This window comes from Nitrosomonas marina (genome assembly GCF_900110145.1).
Classification (GTDB): Bacteria; Pseudomonadota; Gammaproteobacteria; order Burkholderiales; family Nitrosomonadaceae; genus Nitrosomonas; species Nitrosomonas marina.
Genome location: NZ_FOCP01000002.1, coordinates 196,136 through 216,577 on the forward strand (window position 1 = coordinate 196,136; position 20,442 = coordinate 216,577).

Below are 20,442 nucleotides of genomic sequence, written 5' to 3' on the forward strand. Positions count from 1 at the left end.
AGCTGCCTTCAAGATTTATCTCGATGAGATATCACACGATTTCTGATAGGATTGCTGCATGAAAATAATAGAGCGTTATGTCGCACGCGAGCTGACAATACCGTTTCTTGTGGTTATTCTGATCCTTGTCGCCTTGTTTGCGAGTTTTAGCAGTGCTCGCTTTCTGGCTGGTTCCGTTACAGAAACACTGGGACTTGGCGCGCTTTTCATGCTGGTGCTGCTCAAAACCCTGATCGCACTCGAGGTATTGATTCCAGTTGCCCTTTATGTGGCCATCATCAGCGGCCTGAGCAGATTGCACAAGGATCAGGAATTAAACGTGCTGCAATCCACGGGAATCAGTGGTAAGCGCATAGTTTCTATCGTTTTGTTGGTAGCGATACCAGTCGGTATCATTAGCGGCTTGCTTTCGGCCTATGTCCGTCCCTGGGCTTATGCCAAAAGCTATTTGCTTGATGCACAGGCAGAAGCGGAACTGAACACCAATCGTTTTCAGGCAGGACGTTTTTACGGAAGTGAACGTAGCGGCAGGGTTGTCTATGTCCATCATAAGGACGAGACCAACAAAACGATGAATGAAGTCTTTCACTATATTAAAAGACCTGACACGCATGAAATCATTATTGCCAAAAAGGCCATGCAAGTACAACCTTCCACAGAAGCAGAGCGTCCTAACATACAATTATCGGACGGGCATATTTATCAACTGACTCACGATGTATCCCGGGACGACAAAATCGCATTTGAAAAAATGACCTATTTTACAGACAGCGAGCTTGCTTTAAGATATCGCCGTAAAGCCGCACCTACAAGAACTCTCTGGAAATCCGAGGAACCCTGGGAAATTGCAGAACTGCAATGGCGTCTGTCACGCCCTGTTTCCACTATCTTGATGGCTCTGGTTGCAGTAGCGTTTATAAAAATCACGCCGCGGCATGACAAGGCAACCAAGACCTATCTGGTCGCTGCCACTGTGTTCGCTGTGTACTATAATTTAAGCGGCCTGGCCAAAAACTGGGTTGAACAGAACGTTGTTGGCACAACACCAGGAATCTGGTGGCTTTATACTGCCATGTTCGTACTATTGCTTCTGTACGCCATGAAACCCGGACAGAAACTTCTATCGATCCGTTAATGCTTATTTTCCGGTATATAGCCACTCAGGTATGCGTTGGTCTGATAATTGCCACCGCTGTTCTTCTGCCATTGTTCAGCTTTTTCGACCTGCTGGACCAGCTCGACGATGTTGGCAAGGGTACGTACCGCACGATTGATGCGTTCATCTATACCATAATGCTGCTGCCGCGACGGTTCATTCAGATCGCGCCGTTTATCGCTTTATTAGGCACCGTCGCTGCGCTGGGCGCTTTGGCCGTAAATTCTGAACTCATCGCCATGCGTAGCGCCGGTGTCTCACCGTTGAAGATCAGCATGGCGCCACTTGCTGTAGGCATTGCCCTGATAGTGTTTATTGCCGGACTTGAACAGTTTGCCGCGCCACAGTTGCAACAAAAAGCCATTTCGAACCGCGCCGTAGCGCTGAATCAAACAGCAGAACTTGGCAAAGGGCTCGGCATATGGACGCGCAACGAGCGGAATATTTTACGCATTGGTCAGATGCTGCATGCAAAAAAAGCAGCTGATGTTGAAATCCTGAATTTTGATCAAGAGAATCTTTTGCAAGCACACATCCATGCTGAGTTTGCTGACATACGCAGTAATGACGCCTGGATTTTGACCAATGTAATCATCAGAAAATTTTCGGAAACGCAAATTCTGCTAACCCGTGCCGAAACATTGAGCTGGCAGTCATTCCTAAAGCCTGAAGATATTGCGACGCTCACCAAGCCACCAGAAAGTTTATCTCCCACTGAACTTGTACGACATGTGGATTTTTTACGCAGCACTGGCCAGGATGCGGATTCGTATGCTCTTGCGTTATGGCGTAAGGCAGGCAGCGCTTTATTAACAATCGCAATGCTGATGCTTTCAATGCCGTTTATATTCGGATCAATACGAGCAGGTCTGGCCAATAAACTGGTAATTGCCGCACTCATCGGCGTTGCGGTTTATTTGCTTGACCAGATTTTTGCTAATGCGGGCCTGCTACTGCACCTCGAACCCGCTGTTGCAGCACTTGCGCCCAGTGCGATATTAATTTTGCTGGCAATCCTGTGGCTACGAAACGTTTATTAAATACCTGATACTATAATAAGACGAAATACAGCGAGTCATAGTGTCTCAGTCTGACATCTGATGGAACTGAACTATGCTGCTGCAAATCGTTTTGCTGTAAACTCCAGACTTCAATGAATCAAAAATCTATGCAAAAAACAACCTATATTTACTTCATAGGCGGTAGTGACGCTCTGATTTGGGGGCTGACAGGACGCCAACGCCTCGAACGCATGATACGCCAGTTATCTCATGTAACACTGGCGGAGAAAGTCGATAACGTTCCAGTCAACGCCCCCCTGCTGATATTGAATACGCATTATCTTTTTGACAACAGGGTGCTCAAGGCATTAATCGCGTTGAAAGATCCTGCCGTATTATGCAGTCATGACAATCAGCTGACTGCCGTTCGTACGTATGGTGGTCAGGCACCACATTTGCTTAGCGTACTGACAAAACCGAGAAGTCTGAGACCGGAGCATATCTTGTCCGGAATGCCGCGTCTCACGCTCAACGATCTCCCTATCGATTTTCAGCAAAACCTTAAAAAAAAGGACCCCCCCTATATCCTGCCGATTACCGAAGACAACCAGAAACCGCTCGAAAAAGAATTGTTTTCCGGCTCTTACAAGGGTGTCACTGATCTGGTAACGAAATGGCTATGGCCGGCGCCGGCTTTTTGGTGCACACACCTATGTGTTCGTAAAGGCTGGAAACCCAATCATGTCACAGTGCTAAGCGCGATTTTTGCGCTGCTGGCAGGTATTGCGTTCTGGTATGGTTTTTTTGCAATCGGCTTGATCTTGGGCTGGTTGATGACATTTCTGGACACAGTAGACGGCAAATTAGCGCGGGTAACCCTGACATCAAGCAAACTCGGTGACGTGCTCGATCATGGACTCGATATCATTCATCCGCCACTCTGGTATCTTGCATGGGGCATCGGTCTGGCAAGTACGCTGACACCGATCGACAATCTCGATCTGCTGATATGGCTGATGTTTTTCGGTTACATTGGCGGGCGCCTGTGCGAAGGTGCCTTTCAATTATGGCTTGCACCGTTCGACATGTTTATATGGCGCAAAATTGATTCATTTAACCGGCTGATCACCGCACGCCGCAACCCCAATCTGATTCTGCTGACCTATGGATGGGCCACCGAGCAACCGGATTTTGGCCTGATACTTGTTGTTGCCTGGCATTTGCTGTCGACGGCAATCCTGATGGGACGGCTAATTGCCGGCTGGCGTATCTGGCGGCAACAGGGGACGCTGCGCTCCTGGCTGCAGGATATCGATCCTGTCCGGGATCGAAAGATGTTTGCCGTCAAAATATTCACACACACGCCAATTGACCCCAAACGGCTGCAATCCGTCAGTTCTTAACAGTTTGTCCTTTTCCATATGACTGTGAGTTCAGCCATAGACCTTTTCAAATCAACACCGGTAAAAATCGGGCTGTTGCTCAATCCTATGAGTGGCAAGGTACGCAAGCGTGAACAAGCCATACGGCAAACGCTTGCACAGATACCGAACGCAATGATGTGCGAAGCGACTGATTTGGCTGGATTCATAACAGCTACCGACACCCTGATTCATGACAGCCCGGATATTCTGGTCATCATTGCTGGTGACGGCACATCCCATGCGGTGCTCAGTCATCTGTTTAGTATCCTGCCCATAGCGCAATGGCCTGCTTTAATGATTGTTCCAGGTGGCACAACCAACATGACACCGCTCGATCTGGGTATGCGCGGCAAGCCTGAAAAAATTCTGCAGCGCCTAGTACACTGCTTACAACATCCCGATAACAGCGAATTGTTTCAACATGTTCAGCGTCCCGTTTTATGTATCGAACAAAATGGACGACAAACTATCTACGGCATGTTTTTTGCGGCAGGACTGGTTGCGCGCGGCGTCAAGTTTTCGCGCAGCAGTGTCAAGCAGATCGGTATCACCGGCAGCATCTTCACTTTCCTGATCATGTTGCGCTCGCTCATTGGCCTGATTTTCAGCCACGACAATAAAGAATGGGCGCCGGTAAAGATGTCAATAGTCCGGGAAAATGGCGAGAAAGTTCATGGCACCTATCTTTTTACACTAATCAGCGCGCTCGATTGCCTGTTGTTAAACCTGCGTCCCTATTGGGGCAAGGAACTGGCCCCACTTCATGTCACGTGGGTCGACCAACAACGCAAACATCTCTGGCGTTCTTTATGGCCACTGTTGAAGGGCCAGGGCGAACGACTCAGCGCAGAAGACGGCTATCACAGCCACAACAGCCATGTATTAACAATTCAAATGAATGACGAATATATCGTCGACGGAGAACTGTATCGCTCGCCAGACAACGGGCCCTTGCGTATCACTGCTACCCCCCCTGTGACATTTCTTGTACTTTGACTTTGTTACTATTATGACGACCGACCCTGTACCGCCTGCACTGATACCCGAAAAACTGCTTAACACTGTTGCCACACAATGTACGCGCGGTGTAACCAAGGATTATGCGGTGTTTGTGCATGCGCTACAGGAACGTTTCAAAACGGCTGTCGACGCGATTATTCTTTACGGATCGTGTTTGCGCACCGGCAATCTCGACGAAGGCATCGCCGATCTTTATGTACTGGTCGACGACTACGAGCGTGCATACGATAAGCGTTATCTCAGTCTGTTAAACGCATGGCTGCCGCCAAACGTTTTTTATCTTGAAGTTCTTCATCAGGGAAGAACTCTGCGTGCCAAGTACGCAGTGATCTCAACGGCCGATTTCGAGAAAGGCGCCAAATACTGGTTTCATTCCTATATATGGGCGCGTTTTGCGCAACCGTCGCGATTACTATTCGCGCGCAACGACGCAAACCGGAAACAGGTTTATCATGCGTATGCCCAGTCGGTGTTAACGTTTCTTCGTTCGGGTGTTCGTACACTGGAAAATACTTCGTTGACCGTTGAAATGCTTTGGACACGTTGTCTATTGCTCAGCTATGCAGCCGAATTACGTCACGAAAACGAAACCCGTGCGCGACATCTGGCAGTTACAAATCTGGAAGATTTCACACAACTGACGCGTCATGCCTATCCGGCGTTGACTGACCTGCTCAGCTATCAACCGGACAACGACACCTATTTGTGCCAAAATACACCACAAATACGTCGACGTGCATTACGGCACTGGCTGCTTCGCCGCTGGCAGGGCCGCATACTTTCAGTCTTGCGTTTATCCAAAGCCACCCTGACGTTCAGGGACTGCCTTGATTATGCCGCCTGGAAAATCGAGCGGCATACCGGTGTTCAACTTGAAATCACACCATGGCTGCGTCGACACCCAATTATCTGGGGTTTTTCGGTTATATGGCAGGTATTGCGCAAAGGCGCTATTCGCTGACTTTTGTTATATCAACCAAGCAATCACATAGACTAATGAGAGGGATCATGAATTCAAAAGCGATGTTACCCGTACTCGCCCTGCTGTTTGCACTGGGCGCATGCTCAACAATGTATTACGAGGGCCTGGAAAAAATCGGCATTCCCAAACGAGACGTTATGGTGTATCGGGTTGAGCAGGCACGCGACACACAAGAGGAAACCAAAGAACAATTCAAATCAGCACTTGAACAGTTCACCGCAGCCACCCATTTCACTGGTGGCGATCTGGAAGCGATTTATACCAAACTCAATGACGAATATGAAGCAAGTGTCAGTAAAGCCGAAGAGGTTAGAGACCGCATTGAAGATATTGAAGATGTGTCGCAGGCACTGTTTGCAGAATGGGAACAGGAAATCTCCCAGTACAGTAATGCCAACTTGAAACGCAGCAGCCAGAATAAACTGAACACCACAAAAACACATTACCAGCAACTCATTGCATCCATGAAAAAAGCTGAATCTAAAATTCAGCCCATACTGACCGTTTTCCGTGATCAGGTTTTGTTCCTTAAACACAATCTGAACGCACGTGCAATCGCGTCCCTGAAAAACGAACTTGACACTATACAATCTGACGTTTCCGCGCTGATCGCTTCCATGGAAGATTCAATCAATGAAGCTAATGCATTTATTGATACCATGGAAAACAAATAACATTTTATTGTCTATTGAACCAGGGAGTCCGGTGTGAAGCTTCCATGCCACAGCACCAGAAATCATGAATAGCTATCAATCGCCCAACGCGCTATGATTACCTTAAACGCGATGCATCTCTTCAATGCTAACAGTACGTGATAAGTTGATGAACTGGAGACAAGAATGCTTGGAATACTCGATATCATTATCGCGGTTTTTTTGATTTATGCACTCTTTTCCGGATTGGTAAGCGGCCTTAATGAGTTGATTGTGCAGATGCTCGCGATGCGAGGCAGGATTTTGTTTGAGAGCATTGCAGCGCTTCTGGGTGAACTGCCCAGGGAGACCGGATCTGCTTCCAAAAGATGGTTCAGTAATTTTAAGCGCATGCTGGGTTTTATAGACAGGCAAAAAGCACAATTAACCAGTCTGCTGTATCAGCATCCATTAATCGATACCCTGTCTCCACCGGGTGGATCAAAACCTTCATATATACCACCTGCAGTTTTTTCGACTGCGTTAGTTCAAGTGTTATCCAATAACAATGCATCCCTGGACGCAGTACGACAATCACTGGCAAAACGGCCCGAACCGTTGAATAAACTGCTGATGCCTATGCTTGATGAAGCAGGTTACGATCTGGAAAAATTCAAACTCAAAATTGAACAGCATTATATCGCAGTGATGGACAGAGTCGGCGGATGGTACAAGCGCCGATCTCAATTCATGATGTTTGTCATTGCGTTTGTTCTGGCATCCGGTTTTAATGTTGACTCGATTTATATCGTACAGCAAATGCAGAAAAATCCGGAACAGATCGAATTGCTAGTAAACATCGCCTCTGAATATTCAGCTGAAACAGGCAAAAGCAGCATTAACATAACAGGCATAACAGGCACAAGCGCCGATCAAGAAAAAATTGATCCGGAGGAAGCCTTGCTGAGACAAATCGGGAAGTTGAATGTCGATGCAAATGATTTCAGAAACCTGGGACTGCCGGTTGGCTGGCATATTCCCCTGTTGGATGCTGTTGAACACACTGTTGCAACACAGAAAACAGAATCACAGCCCCTGACACTGGAGTTTCTCCTGTTGCCTGGCCAAAACAACTGGCTGTTAATCATCATTGGATGGATCATTACAGCACTGGCCGGGACACTGGGAGCGCCTTTCTGGTTCGATGCAATTTCCAAACTATTTACAATTCGAGGAACTGGCAAAAAACCGGAATAAACGTTGGTTGGTGGTACCAGCTCGCCGAAACAATTAATTCTGACACGCCGTTTGTCTTCAGCGATGCCATTTCAGATGAATCAGTTAATTTGACAACATTTTCCCCTTCCAGTAGATTGAATACCCACAGAACAGAGAAATATTCCTCAAACATCATTTAAGAGGGAAAGATCTTATGCTTAAACTCATTCAGTCTGTTCAAGTAAACTGGTTTACCGTTGTAGCCCTATTTTTCATAACCTGTATGTTCGGCTGGAAACCTGGTATGGCCAATCCAATGGGAGAAGCCGAGTTCCGGTTCGACCGTCCAGGCGGCGATTACCATAAATACGAGGCAAACGGTTTCAGTCAATGCGCCAGTTCCTGTGCAACCAATGCCCGGTGCCGGGCCTATACTTTTGTCAATCAGACAAACATGTGCTGGCTCAAGGATTCCGTACCCAAACGGAAAGCTAACAACTGCTGCGTATCTGGCATTAAAATCATGGGCGAGAAGGAAATCGGTTTTGATCGTCCGGGTTCAGACATCAAGCCCGGTTTCGATGTCAACATGTATACCTCTGAATGCGAAAATGCCTGTAAAAATGATCCAAAATGCCGCGCCTATACACTGGTCAAACCCGGAATACAAGGTCAGAGTGCCAAGTGCTGGTTAAAAAAAGCAAAACCAGCAAAAATCAAAAATGCATGCTGTATCTCAGCGGTTAAATTGACGAGACCTCCTTTACGGATAAATCGTCCCGATATGTCAATACGATCATCCGGTCAGAATTGACGTTATATATTCGCAAAATTAATCTGCTATTTGATTGTGGGGATAGTTTGCAACAATCTGCCGAGGGGCGCATGAATTTTCTACAATACATCTTTCGGCCGGGACAGGCTGTAGAGTTCGCAGTGCTTGTCTGAAATATCCCGCCATTGACTTTCCAGAGCAATTTTTGCTATCGCGCAGGTTGTCATCAGTTTACCGTCTGTGCGCGGCCTCGCCTGTTTGCATAATACCTGCAGCAGCAAATCCAGGCCCGGATTATGACCGACGAGCAGCACCGACTTTTCCTGTTCAGGCAACGCACGAATGATCTCCTTTAAGGTCTCCAGGCTGGCTGCATAAATCCGGTTGTCAAAATAAATATCCTTGACCTGTACATCCAGCGCACGAGAAAACACCAGTGCCGTCTGGTATGCACGCAATGCCGGCGAACTGACAATTGCTGTTGGTTTATTGGCCTGCTTTACCAGCCATGCCGCCATCCTGGGGGCATCTGCAACACCGCGTTTCGAGAGTGGGCGCTCGAAATCACTGGTGGCTTCCTTTTTCCAATCCGATTTTGCATGACGTAGCAAATAGAGCAAATGTGACACGATGATTAACCTCAATAAGACTCATATGGCGCGGTTTTAGTATCAGCCCAGAACTGATTTTATTTCTTCCCAGAGTGTCCGGTAGGCCTTCGCCGCCCGACTGTTTCCGGCAAAGACGGGGACCGGCTGACGGTAAATCCCCATACGCTCAACATCACTGGCATAAGGAATACTGGTGCCCAATACCCGGACATGCTGAGGCGGATTCTCAACAATCTGTTTATGCAGTTTTTTGCGACTGTCCGTCATGGAAAAAAAAGTGCTAATTTTGGTGTGATCGATATTCAGTTTGTTACAAAACTCAATAATCTGGTCCAAAGTACGCAGCGACAGTGTTGTCGGAATCGTCGGTACAACAACAGCATCTGCTGCAATCAGTGTATTTTCTGACACCAGTGAAATACTGGGGGGACAATCGAGAAAGATAAAATCATACTCACTGGCCAGTGGTTTGAGCAGTTTCTGTATACGGGTATTTGATTTTTTAACTTCATCCAGTTGAAGATCGAGGTTTCGATAGGAAAAATCGGCCGGTATCAGATCAAGATTTGGATAATCGGTACCTTTTACCACTTCTTCAAGCGCCTTTTTGCCGGTGAGCAACCCCTTGCTGCCCTTCTTCACCTTGGGTTTGATTCGGAAGTAGAAGCTTGCCGCACCTTGCGGATCCAGATCCCAGACCAGCGTGCGGGCGCCCTCATGCGCCGCGAGAAAAGCCAGGTTGACTGCAGCAGCCGTTTTCCCGATACCACCTTTAACGTTATAGCATGCGACAATTTTCATTTTGTGACACCTTCATGTTGTTAAACGCGCAATGCCTCTACAAAAACGGCTTTTTTCTCGGGCTGAATAAATGACTCGAACTGGCGCCCGAATTCAGCCCGTAGCGCTTTTTTGCGTTTGTTCAAATTCTCTACCAACACACCCATCGCCATAATTGTTTTGGTATCCGCCAGACCTTCTTGCTGCATTTGCTCTGCGAAACCATTCAACTGCTCAATCTGAACACACAAATCCTGAAAATCACCCAGATTATCCTGTAACTGTTTGAGCGGTTTCAGCAATTGCTTAATTGACTTGCCGACATAGTAATCCTGGAAAAATTCGATCAGATATCGGAATTTTTTGCAACTCTTACGCAACTCATGCAGGCCTTCATCGTGCGATTGAGGCGTGATTGATCCACCTTCCTTCAGTATACGCTTGTAAAGCTTCCAGATACGCTGCCTGGCAACAATCCTGACCGGCTCGGCCGCATTACATGTCTCCTGCGCCTGGCTGCCAGTTGACATTTCACTTTGCAGCGGCATATCGGCGTTTGCCAGTATTTTTTGCCATTCGCTGGCAAGCTTCTGATAGCGTTTCGAGTCAAGCGCGCGACACAAACGCGCATGCTCAATCTTCCAGTGCCGTTGCAGGAATAAGCGAAACATCTCAAGGTGCTGCTGCAAATCATCCGGCAATGCCTGTATATAACCGTCAAATTTGAGCAAATACATATCCAGATCGCGCGTCGGCGTTGTCACCGTTCCCAGCCAGAAAAATTCCCGTTTAAAATAAGCCAGCAGTTTATCCGGAAAAACATGCTTGATCTGCCCCAGTATCGAACGGATTCGTCTTACCGCAACACGATAGTCGTGAAGAAATTCCGTATCGATGGCTTCGCGCAATCCGGGTTCATTGGCCTGCATGACACTGAACAGGTGCTGTAATAAAATTCGCACGGCTTCCCACGTACTGAATGAAGACTCAAGTTCCTGAAATCCGGTTAATTTGTACGTATCGGGCCGTTTGCCGGTGACTGCGAGCACTTCATCCAGCAATGCTTCGCGCGAGTGAGGTAATTTTAATTGTTCGGTAACGAGTTGTACGACCCGTTTGAATACTTTTGGATAGCCCCTGACAGGGCAGACGATCAGACGGCCTGCCGGCTGATCGTCGTCAGCAGATTCATCGATCGTATATTGCTCTAGTTGCAGCAGCGCCAGCGTCTTGTGCTCTTCATCTAAAATTATTAATTGCCTGCGCCTGACGGTCAGAACTGCGACTGTCATTAATGCCCGTATTCCCAGTATATTGTCCAGCATTCTTCGATACGCCTGATGGTTAATATCTTTGGAAAACCCAGGTACCCTGCTCAGAGGCAGTTCGCAAATGCTGTTGCCGGTTTCCTTTTCATGGATAAAAAAAATCCCCTCACGATTCTTGGCGCGCTTGTTCGCCGTCTGGTACCAGGAGCAGACATAGTTTTTTCGGTACATCCGCCAGTCAAATGTATCCAGATAATGACATTTCAAGCGCGTGTGGCCGGTTTCGTACAGCGAAAATTCATGCTGCAGCAATGTGAAGATGGCGTCACTGTCAATTGACTGTGAAACAATGAATTGAGCGCTGTGTAAGGATTTCATCGTCTGGAAACCTGTTCGTGTCAGCCACAACTGTCAACCGGGATGTCTGATTCTGTAGCACTGTTAACCGATATCCGTTTATCTTAAGCAGTAATGGACTGTCTGTAATCAGCGAATGGCGGCAAATCGCCGGAAAAGCAGAATGCGGGCCATATGTCTTTTTCGAAGCTGTTATTCCGGTAAAGCTTTGTTACTACAATCGGCTTCGACTATAGTCTCCTTTTGCTGGCCATGCAACCGGGAGGGCTCTATCAGCTTTGTTGCATATTCCGGCGGTATCAGCACCTGGATCGGAATTATACTGATGCTGAATTCGACAGTTACGTCGGCCTCAATATCACGGTTGCGAAAATAATCACCGTCCACCTGCAAAGGATACGACTGATCGTGCAAAGTGCATTCAATTTTTTTTCCTGAGAAATATTGCATGGGCAGATTAGCCGGTTTCCGCTGTAGTATTTTCATCGCCTTGATTAGCTCATGCTGATGCCGCGCACCTGGCAGGAAACCCGCGACAAGCTCGTTCTTCGAAGGATTGGCAGCAGGCACCAGTTGCAGGTTTCTGGCATACGCCGAACTGTTGGCTACAATGACATAGCCTGATTCGCGTGCAATTACCGGTTGCCCGTCTACATTGAGTGAAACCGTTGGATGATGCAGCGAGCACAGCGCTTTCAATCCGTGCCAGACATAGACCGAGTCATTCAATGGGCTGCTTCGCTTACCGATATATTTGACCGTTAGCGAATCCAGTCCCATCGAAGCCATATGAAAGAAGGGTTTTTTTCCCTTGATGCCATGCCCGCTGATCAGGCCGTAATACTGTTGAAGGCAGTTGCCAGCGGCTATCGTCTGCAGTAGATCTCCAGGCTGCGCACTCATGTCATAGGTACGTGCAAACAGCGATTCATTTCCACCGGGAATAGCATACAATGGCGTTTTCGTTTTGCCGATAATTCCAAGCAGTTTCCTGACCGTTCCGTCTCCGCCAACGATCACGACCAGATCATACCCGGCTATGGCATCTTTCATACGCTTATAGGCTTTCGTTTTCTTTTCAGATACCTGTACCGTAACCTGCTTGCCACTATACGTCAGTTGAGACGCCATGCGTTCAGCAGTCTGCCGCGTATTGCCTGCACTGGAAATAGGATTGTAAAAAATCAGAATATTATTTGGCGAGGGTATTTTTATCAGCACTGCTTCATTTGCACCGGGTTATTTTTGTTTATGACTGACATTGCATGCATCCTTCATATTTCAGCAATAACTTATCTAGGCAGGATCACACATTATTATTACGACAAATCCACTGGCATTGCCCTGACACTGGACCATACCTGGTTGCACCAGCCCTGATCGGCTGGCGGCATACCATTTTTGATCCATTCCACCAGATATTTCGCTGTATTGGGATAATTAATACGAACCGCTTTGGTTATGCCGAGCCATTGCTCAATGATTTTGGGATCGATTTTATTCATCATGTGTCCGTAACCCAGCTCAACCAGCGCTGCAGCATTTGAGGTCTGTTCCATCTGCGCGTGTACAGGTTTAACCAGAATTTTCTTACCCAGATACAGCGATTCGCTGGCCAGTTCAAAACCCGCATTACAGATAATTCCGGCACAATCATGCAGGTCTTTCTGAAAGCCATGCAAGGATAATGGCTTGCAATGGATATGCTCAATTCGTTGGGTCAGGTCCGGGACGAACGAATAAATATTAAATTCAAAATTCCTGAACGGCGCAAGTATCTGAATAAGTTTCTGTTGGTTCTCAAATGGCAGATAAACCACGATTTTGTTTTTTTGTACACGTTTCGCAATATCCGGTGTGTCGATAATTGGCGGCAGAATCGGCTGGTCGAAATGATGCCAGTGTAGACCGACACCGATATCAACAGGCGCGAAATGTTTCATCACCGCTTCCGAAACGGGATTACTGCCTGCACGCGGAATTTTGTATTGAAAAGCATACTGATGACTGACGCCAAAGGTTTTCTTTTTTTGCTGGCGCGCAGCCCAGGCAGTGACAGGTTCAAAATCGCAAATCACCAGGTCATAGCTGCTCAGGTCCAACTGCCTGATATCCCTGATCAGACGTACCGGGCTGGATTTCAGCACGGTCATGAAGGGATTGATTTTTCCATTTTTGACACTGAATGTCAGACCTTCGCACCATAGATGATCATTGAAAATTTCCATATCGAAAAATGTATCTTTAGGCCTGCCTGTAAACTGATAATCCACTGCAATATCGGCGGCCCGAAACTCTCTCGCCATGATGCGGCCACGCGTTATATGGCCGTTACCGGTACCCTGAATTCCATAAAAGACTTTCATGGCTTTGCATTCCATATACTGCTGATTAGATACGGCACATTGCACAAACTGCCCAAACAAATCAGAATTTTCGAATTTGTGTCAGCCAATCGATTCATCATTACCTTCCTGTAAAGAGAATCGAGCAATTTTATGGCGAAACTGTGACACCGGAATGACAGATATATGATTATTTGATGACAATTTTAGGACTGCGAATGCGCCTGTGGAATTCGCGTGTTTTACGCCAGAGTGCACTAGTCAAGCGATTTTTACGTACCAGGTTAATCGTCAGGCGCTTGATACGATTGGATGCCTTTAACAGAATAGTCAGACCGATGGCCATAGTCGGCAATCCAAACGGTCCTGGCAAAGGAAACAGGACAATTCCGAAAACAAAAATGATCGTACCCACGCCCGTTAGCAATGTACGCTTGATCATTAACTTGTTTAACGGTATGTAATACGTCGATGCTGTGCCGGCAATCTGGATTATGCCGCAGCTGAATGTCCGGCATTCTGAGCAGGTATCCACCGTCTGATCTCTTCACGGTGACGGTCATACCATAATCTGCCGATCTCAAGCGCTTTTTGTTGATTCACCGGATCATTTACGGAATCCATATGATCAGGCAAACCGAAGTGTTTCAGATATTCATTGATGTACAGCGCATGTTCACCGATAACCGCCTCGGTCAATTTTGCATTCGCCATCATTTTTTCGCGGAGAATAACGGATGCAATTCCTTTCGCCGACCACTGCATGCCTCCGTATCTGCGGGCTTTTTGTCCGTCAAACGAGAAACTGCGCCAGCCTGACCCAATTGAGAGCATTTTTATAGCGGCGTCGGGCCAGAGCTGTCTTGCATGCAGATAGGCGCCCAGTCCGGGGTTATTCATACCCACGCCGCCGTCAATTCGCCAGCCTTTATCTTCCATTCTTACCGGCGGATAATAAGCAGGCGCTGCCGTGCAGGCATCTGCAATTTCACACAGCAAGAAATCCGGTTTTGTTTGATTGGTAAAAATCTCCAGCTGATCCCGGTCCAGATTAAAACAGGGTACAAACACCTGCTTGTCCAGAGACGAGAGTCTTAATCCACCGAGCTCTTTTTTCAATCTCCTGCGCTTTGAAATGCCAGAATATTTGGGGCGAATCTGCAGCGTATTCAACAACCGGTTCAGCCAGTGCCCGGTCATCATGTTTTCAAGCAACTTATCCTGCTGTATCAGCCGTATAATCCCAGAAGCACTCAGCGTTCGGCCTGAAATCAAACAGGCAAGCATTCCGCCCGATGACGACCCGGCAATTATGTCAAACAAATCATAAGTCGATACACCGGCATCTTCTTCAAGACATGCCAGCACGCTTAGCTGGATGAGCAAATGGCTGCCGCCTCCGTCCAGACTTAATACATATCTCGGTCGCAAGGAATATCTCCGAATATCGACCAGAAAACTGGCCGTAGGTTAAAGTGCTGCGCCGGTTCGGGTCTCATTCTGCAATACAAATCATGCCGCTTTTTTTGCTGCGATCATGCCTTCTACATTTTTGTGTTGTTCGAATTTGTCTGTCCAGTTTATCAGTTCAAGCGACCCATCCTGGTGCTCAAGCAGTGTGGTGCAGCTTTCTACCCAGTCACCGTCATTACAATACAGGATCGAATCGATCTCTCTGATTTCGGCATGGTGAATATGGCCACACACAACGCCGTCAACGCCACGGTCTTTGGCCATTCTCGCCAAAGCGTTTTCAAAGCTGCTGATAAAGCTGACGGCATTTTTGACCTTTAGCTTCAGGTAGGCTGCCAGCGACCAGTAGGAATAACCAAAAAATTTACGCATGCCGTTGACATAGCGATTAAGCCACAGCAAAAAGTCGTAGGCAGCGTTACCAAGCCTGGCAATCAATCGGCTGTGCTTGACAATCACGTCAAACTCGTCACCATGCATGATCAGCAGTTTTCTTCCATCAGCTGTGGTATGAACATAGTCGAGATGTATTTCCAGATTACCAAATATATGGCCGGCGCAATCGCGCAACGCTTCATCATGATTGCCGGGCACATAAATCACTTTGGTGCCATGCTTGGCTTTTCCCAGGATCGAACGAATTACATTGGTATGTTCCTGAGGCCAGTACGGGTTTTTTTTGATACTCCAAAAATCCACGATATCGCCAACCAGAAACAGATAATCGGTTTCGACAGAATGCAGGAAATGAAGCAGCGTTTCAGCCTGGCAGCCACGAAACCCAAGATGAACATCAGAAATCCAGACACTTCTTACTTTGATCGGTGCTCTATTCTTAGCCATAATCCGTTTTGAATTGATTGATTATGCAAAGCAGCTTAGAGTATCCACATGAAACTATCTTGAAATTTTTGTTAAGAATTCATGAACCTTTGATTAAATTGCAATAATGGCTTGGATCTGTTTTTGTGCTCCACACCGTTGTCAGGTACTGTTAATTTCCACAACAGCATCATACAGACTGGGAAACGGGCAACAAAATAAGACAGCTGTCTCCGAGGAAGTTGCCGGTATCTGCTTTATCAGGAACACCCGTGTAGATATTAGCTAGCAAGTATTACAACAAGACAAGATGAGGAAGAAATTTCTAAGGAATCTTGTTAAAAGTTTCCACGAACCAGCTGCGGTGAAAAAATAAACACTTCATCTGAGCGTGGATCGACTGTTACCTTGATCCAATGCAATTCTGAATCGCCAAATACTTCCATACGTGTCAGCTTGGGCACCTGTATATTGTCATTCGGACCCGTTGCATCGGCATTTGCATACCACGGTATTAGACGTGGCCGGTCCACACGGAAAACATGCGAATCACCATGACCGAGCACAACCGGTTTATCGTAATTCAGACTGAGCGCAATCAGCTTCTCGATAAACGGATTGTAGCCGGCGCGATTACTGTCGTGGAATGGCAGCTCGAATTTTGGATCAGCATGGATCGCAATAAAAATACCGGCAGCTTTACTATTCATTGCCATTCTGAATGTCTCTTCCAGCCAGGCAATCGCGGCAGCATTACGCTCGATGAATTCCTGCATTCGATCTCCTCTGGGATTATCAAAGCTGTCTGCCGGGTCGATACCCGACCACGGATTCAGATTGTTATTGCTCCCGACCACATGTATCGTTGAAACGACAATTTGGTTGGTCATGAACATTCCATTTTCCACGTATTTTTCGTAACCGGTCAACGCTGATTGCGTTTGAATCCGGCGCGGTTTCTGCCCCGTGGTCATACCTGGATTCGAAAAAAAGAGCTGCCGAAGAAAAGCCAGCCGTTGAAGCGGATTCCAGCTGCCGTTGCTGACACGGTGACAATCCGTCCATTCGTTATCACCGGGTGTATAAATCAGCGCCGTGCGGATATTTTGCAACTGATCGAATCTGCGTTGCAAACGTTCATTTGTACATTCAGTACCACCGCTTTTGATGTCACCAACATGAATAACGAACCTGACTGCGCGGTCCTGGTTGATCGCATCGATCATTCTGTCAAAAGCAGCTTCCCTGTCGTCGCCATAAGGACCGTCACCAATTACGGCAAAAGCAAACGGTTTGTCACTTTGAATAATGGCCGATTCATTGCTCCCGCCAGCCAACACAATGGTTGCGAAAACAAACAAACCGGACATCATGCCGGCACTGGAAACCTGGCACAAACACCTGAAAAAAAATTTACACGCCTTAAACATCGTCGCTTCCAATTAATCCTGGCAATGACAAAGACCAGAGGCGGAGCCGATAAAACCATCCTGCCCTGTCTTTACAATTATTATTTCAGATTCAAGCAATTAGCATAGTAAGTTACGGTCGCCGGCCAGTCGGAGAAAATACCGAGAATACCGACCTTTTTTGTCAGCACATGCAATACATCATACATATCGCCATCATTGTTAATGACACTGCCAGGCTGCGACGGGTTCGGATTTTGCCCGTTCAATGTCTGAAAATACCAGCCCCCGCCATTATCGAGCGGGCCGTCGCGTTCGAAAGTCCAGGTAATGATACCCAGGCCTGCATCTTTCACCGCTTCGGCATAGCGGGATGGCACCGTTTGGCCATTCTCGGTTTCCAGCAGCATCCACATCGGTGGTGCTATGATTTGCACGCCATCAATCACCAGTTGTTCCATAGGGGGCGACCAGGTCGCTGGATTGCGGTGGTCGAAAGCCGGATCATCATAGCGGCCATCCAGATAAACAGCCTGTTTGCCAAAATCCGGCTCGTTCTGAATCCAGTACAAGACATCACCAAGGTTAAAAGATTGTGCCCATACTTTTGAAGCGCGCACCCTTGCCTCCTTGTATTCATCGATCATTTTCTGGGCGAAATCTTCCTGGGTGAAACCGTCAAACGGCATCGGAACACTCGGAGATTTCAGTTCAGGCGTCATTTTTACCCCCAGTTTCTGGAACAAAGCAATACTTTCCTTGTGCGTCAACAGAGTGCCACGTGTGGCGTACAGGTCTGTCCTCCAGTCAGCCGTACCTTTCATATAGTCAGCCACACTTGCCGCGCGCGGGTTGGAAGCGTCCATTTTTCCTTTCAGGGTTTTGAAATCTGCCAGTGTAATATCACTGGTGCAGCAACGTGCACTGGCAGGTGTCACCAGATTTCCGTTCTCATCAAAAGCTGCGGGCTGGAAGGATTCGGAACACTTCTCAGCCAATGGCGTTTCCAGCATATTGGTAGTGGTATGCAGATCACACTGCGAATGGCGGCAAACCAGCTCCTTATCCTGCGTAAACGTTACATCGCACTCAACGATGCCCGCTCCCATTCTTGCAGCGGCCTGATACGATTCCAGCGTATGTTCGGGAAACTGCATCGGTGCACCTCGGTGGCCAATGGAAAAATCAGTGCGTTTAAACGGACCGGATAAACAGCGCTCCAGCCTGGATTTCAGTTGACCCGGATCCATGTTCTCAACGAGAAAAAACGGACGTGGCCCCAACTGAACTTCATACCCACGATCCTTGTTGTAGTGTTTTTCGGATTCATTGTCATCTTCGGCCAGGCTTGCAGTAGACAACGCCAGAACAAGTGCGGCAGCACCTGTCAAAATTATGCGCTTCATGATTCACTCCTCTGGTGATGATGTTGTGTTGATTGGATGCACCGGGGCGATAGACACGACACAATCTCTCGACCGATGGAGTGTTGACGCTCCATAGGTCGACCCGGACAGTTTCCCATGCTTACGAGTGAATATTTCTGTTTTATGCCTATTGTATGAAACTTTGATGGCCTTGGGATGGGTCGTTGGTCTGCCTGATGCTAATTGCTTGAATTATTTAAAATACTCTCTTTTGATATGCGCCAGATTGCTAGCATTGCTCGACTGGATCCCTTATTCATTTCACTGGCAATCCAATGCAGTAATACCTGACTCGGTCAGAAGGCAAGGCTAAGCTGGGTTGTTCGCAGAACAATTTACTATTATTGCGACCTACCTGATGATAATTAGTCAAAAATCCGGCCACTATTCTGATCACACCGCTATATAACAATTCCGCGCATCCGGCTCGTCGGCAAATCTCAGTATTAAAGATATGACAACGAGTGCAAGGCCGGCAATGTACTCGATCAAGCCATGCAGTTAAAAGCCAGCAATTTGAAAACACCCAGAGAAAAATCCGATATCCGCGTAACCGCCAGATGAACGCCGGCCTGTACATAAGCAATGTATGGTGGAAGTCTGATTCCGGCGAACTCTGACGAAAAAATCAGTCCCTATCGAAAGTATCGCTGGCAAAGGCACTGTCGTTAATGCAGATCTGCTCCCGGGTATAATCAAGCAGACCTCGATTCCTGAAATCGTTCATGATTGTACTGACTACAGAACGGCTGGCGCCAACGAGGTCAGCCAGCTCCTGCTGGGTCAGAAAAATTTCCAGAGAAAAACCGTGTGTACAGCGCGTGCTGAAAAGCTGCGCCAGATCCAGCAGCGTTGCAACCACTCTCTGCTCTACAGGTTGTGTCAAAATCATGCGTAATTTGTGCTCGATCCTGCGTTGCCGGGCATAAATCGATTCGAAAACCAGCAATGACAGATTGGGTCGATCAATTATGAGTTGTCTGAAATCCTTACGCCCGATACAGCAGCAGGTCACGTCCCCCAGTGCTTGCGCGCTTTCCTCAGCCATGAGTTCGTCAGCATCGTGTTGCAGGCGTCCAATGATGTCACCCTGCCTGAGCAACGCAAGCGTCAGCTCGCTACCCTGTTTTGTCAGATACGATAATTTGACAATACCTTTTCGTATCCAGAAAAAATCTGTGTCGCGATCTCCCTGCCGGTAAAGAAAATGCTTGTCGGGAATTTCTACTTCCCGAATGTCGGCGTAGATTTTTTTCCATTCATCCAGATTCTGTTCGAAGACTGAATTCAGGGACTGGGTCAGTGTATCGCTGCAACGGTTAGATGGCATCAGTAAAACAGTAGTATTTGTCGGTCTTTTATTTTCCTGCAACAAGGCCTGAAAATTATAAACCGTTATGCCTGAAATAGAAATTCAGGGTCTCAGATGTATTATTACCCCGAAGACTTGTGGTTGACTGGATCATCTGGAGCAATCAAACAGAAACCGATTGCACGCTGTATCCGATACGAGCAACTGAATTATCCGTAGCTACACCCACCAGCTTACGTTGTTTTGGAAGCATACGCGCATTCACCCAGCTCTGGCAATCCAACAATTATTAAAATCCAGTTACATTTTTATTAAAAATGAAGTTGGCCTGAACGAATGGTATGATGGCAGAGTCACAGTTACCCGATGTTGTATGTTCTGCCGTGAGTATGCAGTCGAGCGCATCCACTCAAGAGCACTATCTGAAAAT

At 47.3% G+C, this 20,442-nt stretch carries 19 protein-coding genes; 8 read left to right on the plus strand and 11 right to left on the minus strand.

Annotated elements, in window-relative coordinates:
* Positions 1 to 58 precede the first annotated feature (58 nt).
* The 8 genes from lptF (at position 59) to BMX44_RS02305 (ending at position 8,247) form a co-directional block, all read left to right on the plus strand.
* Complete coding sequence (gene lptF / locus BMX44_RS02275; RefSeq protein WP_090627539.1) at positions 59 to 1,135, plus strand: LPS export ABC transporter permease LptF; 1,077 nt, start codon at positions 59 to 61, stop codon at positions 1,133 to 1,135.
* Positions 1,057 to 2,196 (plus strand): LPS export ABC transporter permease LptG, encoded by a 1,140-nt coding sequence (gene lptG, locus BMX44_RS02280; protein WP_342708014.1) that lies wholly within the window; start codon positions 1,057 to 1,059, stop codon positions 2,194 to 2,196. Before lptF ends, lptG begins: the two co-directional genes overlap by 79 nt.
* Before the next feature lie 113 nt (positions 2,197 to 2,309).
* A complete protein-coding gene (locus tag BMX44_RS02285; protein WP_245738793.1) occupies positions 2,310 to 3,560 on the plus strand; it encodes a CDP-alcohol phosphatidyltransferase family protein in 1,251 nt (416 codons plus the stop codon).
* Positions 3,561 to 3,578: 18 nt separating this feature from the next.
* Positions 3,579 to 4,577 carry a diacylglycerol/lipid kinase family protein gene (locus BMX44_RS16705; protein WP_177167636.1) on the plus strand — a complete coding sequence of 333 codons (999 nt, stop codon included), beginning with the start codon at positions 3,579 to 3,581 and terminating at the stop codon, positions 4,575 to 4,577.
* Complete coding sequence (locus tag BMX44_RS16710) at positions 4,567 to 5,562, plus strand: hypothetical protein (protein WP_245738794.1); 996 nt, start codon at positions 4,567 to 4,569, stop codon at positions 5,560 to 5,562. The genes BMX44_RS16705 and BMX44_RS16710 overlap by 11 nt, the downstream gene beginning before the upstream one ends.
* Before the next feature lie 47 nt (positions 5,563 to 5,609).
* Positions 5,610 to 6,257 (plus strand): DUF2959 domain-containing protein, encoded by a 648-nt coding sequence (locus BMX44_RS02295; protein WP_177167637.1) that lies wholly within the window; start codon positions 5,610 to 5,612, stop codon positions 6,255 to 6,257.
* A 165-nt stretch (positions 6,258 to 6,422) separates the two neighbouring features.
* The gene (locus BMX44_RS02300) at positions 6,423 to 7,472 is read left to right on the plus strand and encodes a hypothetical protein (protein WP_090627545.1); all 1,050 of its coding nucleotides are present in this window, start codon (positions 6,423 to 6,425) and stop codon (positions 7,470 to 7,472) included.
* Positions 7,473 to 7,647: 175 nt separating this feature from the next.
* Positions 7,648 to 8,247, plus strand: coding sequence for a PAN domain-containing protein (locus BMX44_RS02305; RefSeq protein WP_090627547.1), 600 nt, complete (start codon positions 7,648 to 7,650; stop codon positions 8,245 to 8,247).
* A gap of 80 nt (positions 8,248 to 8,327) precedes the next feature.
* Here the strand turns inward: BMX44_RS02305 and BMX44_RS02310 are convergent, their stop codons facing one another.
* The 11 genes from BMX44_RS02310 to BMX44_RS02360 form a co-directional block, all read right to left on the minus strand.
* Positions 8,328 to 8,837 (minus strand): SixA phosphatase family protein, encoded by a 510-nt coding sequence (locus tag BMX44_RS02310; RefSeq protein WP_177167638.1) that lies wholly within the window; start codon positions 8,835 to 8,837, stop codon positions 8,328 to 8,330.
* A gap of 42 nt (positions 8,838 to 8,879) precedes the next feature.
* Complete coding sequence (locus BMX44_RS02315; RefSeq protein WP_090627549.1) at positions 8,880 to 9,620, minus strand: ParA family protein; 741 nt, start codon at positions 9,618 to 9,620, stop codon at positions 8,880 to 8,882.
* 20 nt (positions 9,621 to 9,640) lie between these two features.
* Entirely contained in the window at positions 9,641 to 11,245 is a 1,605-nt protein-coding gene (locus BMX44_RS02320; RefSeq protein ID WP_090627551.1) for a CHAD domain-containing protein, read from the minus strand.
* Positions 11,246 to 11,416: 171 nt separating this feature from the next.
* Entirely contained in the window at positions 11,417 to 12,445 is a 1,029-nt protein-coding gene (locus tag BMX44_RS02325) for a diacylglycerol/lipid kinase family protein (RefSeq protein WP_090627553.1), read from the minus strand.
* A gap of 98 nt (positions 12,446 to 12,543) precedes the next feature.
* The gene (locus BMX44_RS02330; RefSeq protein ID WP_090627555.1) at positions 12,544 to 13,590 is read right to left on the minus strand and encodes an MJ1255/VC2487 family glycosyltransferase; all 1,047 of its coding nucleotides are present in this window, start codon (positions 13,588 to 13,590) and stop codon (positions 12,544 to 12,546) included.
* A gap of 169 nt (positions 13,591 to 13,759) precedes the next feature.
* A complete protein-coding gene (locus tag BMX44_RS02335; protein WP_090627557.1) occupies positions 13,760 to 14,011 on the minus strand; it encodes a PGPGW domain-containing protein in 252 nt (83 codons plus the stop codon).
* A gap of 50 nt (positions 14,012 to 14,061) precedes the next feature.
* Entirely contained in the window at positions 14,062 to 15,000 is a 939-nt protein-coding gene (locus BMX44_RS02340; RefSeq protein ID WP_245738795.1) for a patatin-like phospholipase family protein, read from the minus strand.
* An 81-nt stretch (positions 15,001 to 15,081) separates the two neighbouring features.
* A complete protein-coding gene (locus BMX44_RS02345) occupies positions 15,082 to 15,885 on the minus strand; it encodes a UDP-2,3-diacylglucosamine diphosphatase (RefSeq protein ID WP_090627562.1) in 804 nt (267 codons plus the stop codon).
* A gap of 317 nt (positions 15,886 to 16,202) precedes the next feature.
* Positions 16,203 to 17,294 carry a hypothetical protein gene (locus tag BMX44_RS02350; protein ID WP_090627564.1) on the minus strand — a complete coding sequence of 364 codons (1,092 nt, stop codon included), beginning with the start codon at positions 17,292 to 17,294 and terminating at the stop codon, positions 16,203 to 16,205.
* Between the two features lie 80 nt (positions 17,295 to 17,374).
* Entirely contained in the window at positions 17,375 to 18,679 is a 1,305-nt protein-coding gene (locus BMX44_RS02355; protein ID WP_090627566.1) for a glycerophosphodiester phosphodiesterase family protein, read from the minus strand.
* Between the two features lie 649 nt (positions 18,680 to 19,328).
* Positions 19,329 to 20,030, minus strand: coding sequence for a Crp/Fnr family transcriptional regulator (locus BMX44_RS02360; RefSeq protein WP_090627567.1), 702 nt, complete (start codon positions 20,028 to 20,030; stop codon positions 19,329 to 19,331).
* Positions 20,031 to 20,442: the final 412 nt, after the last annotated feature.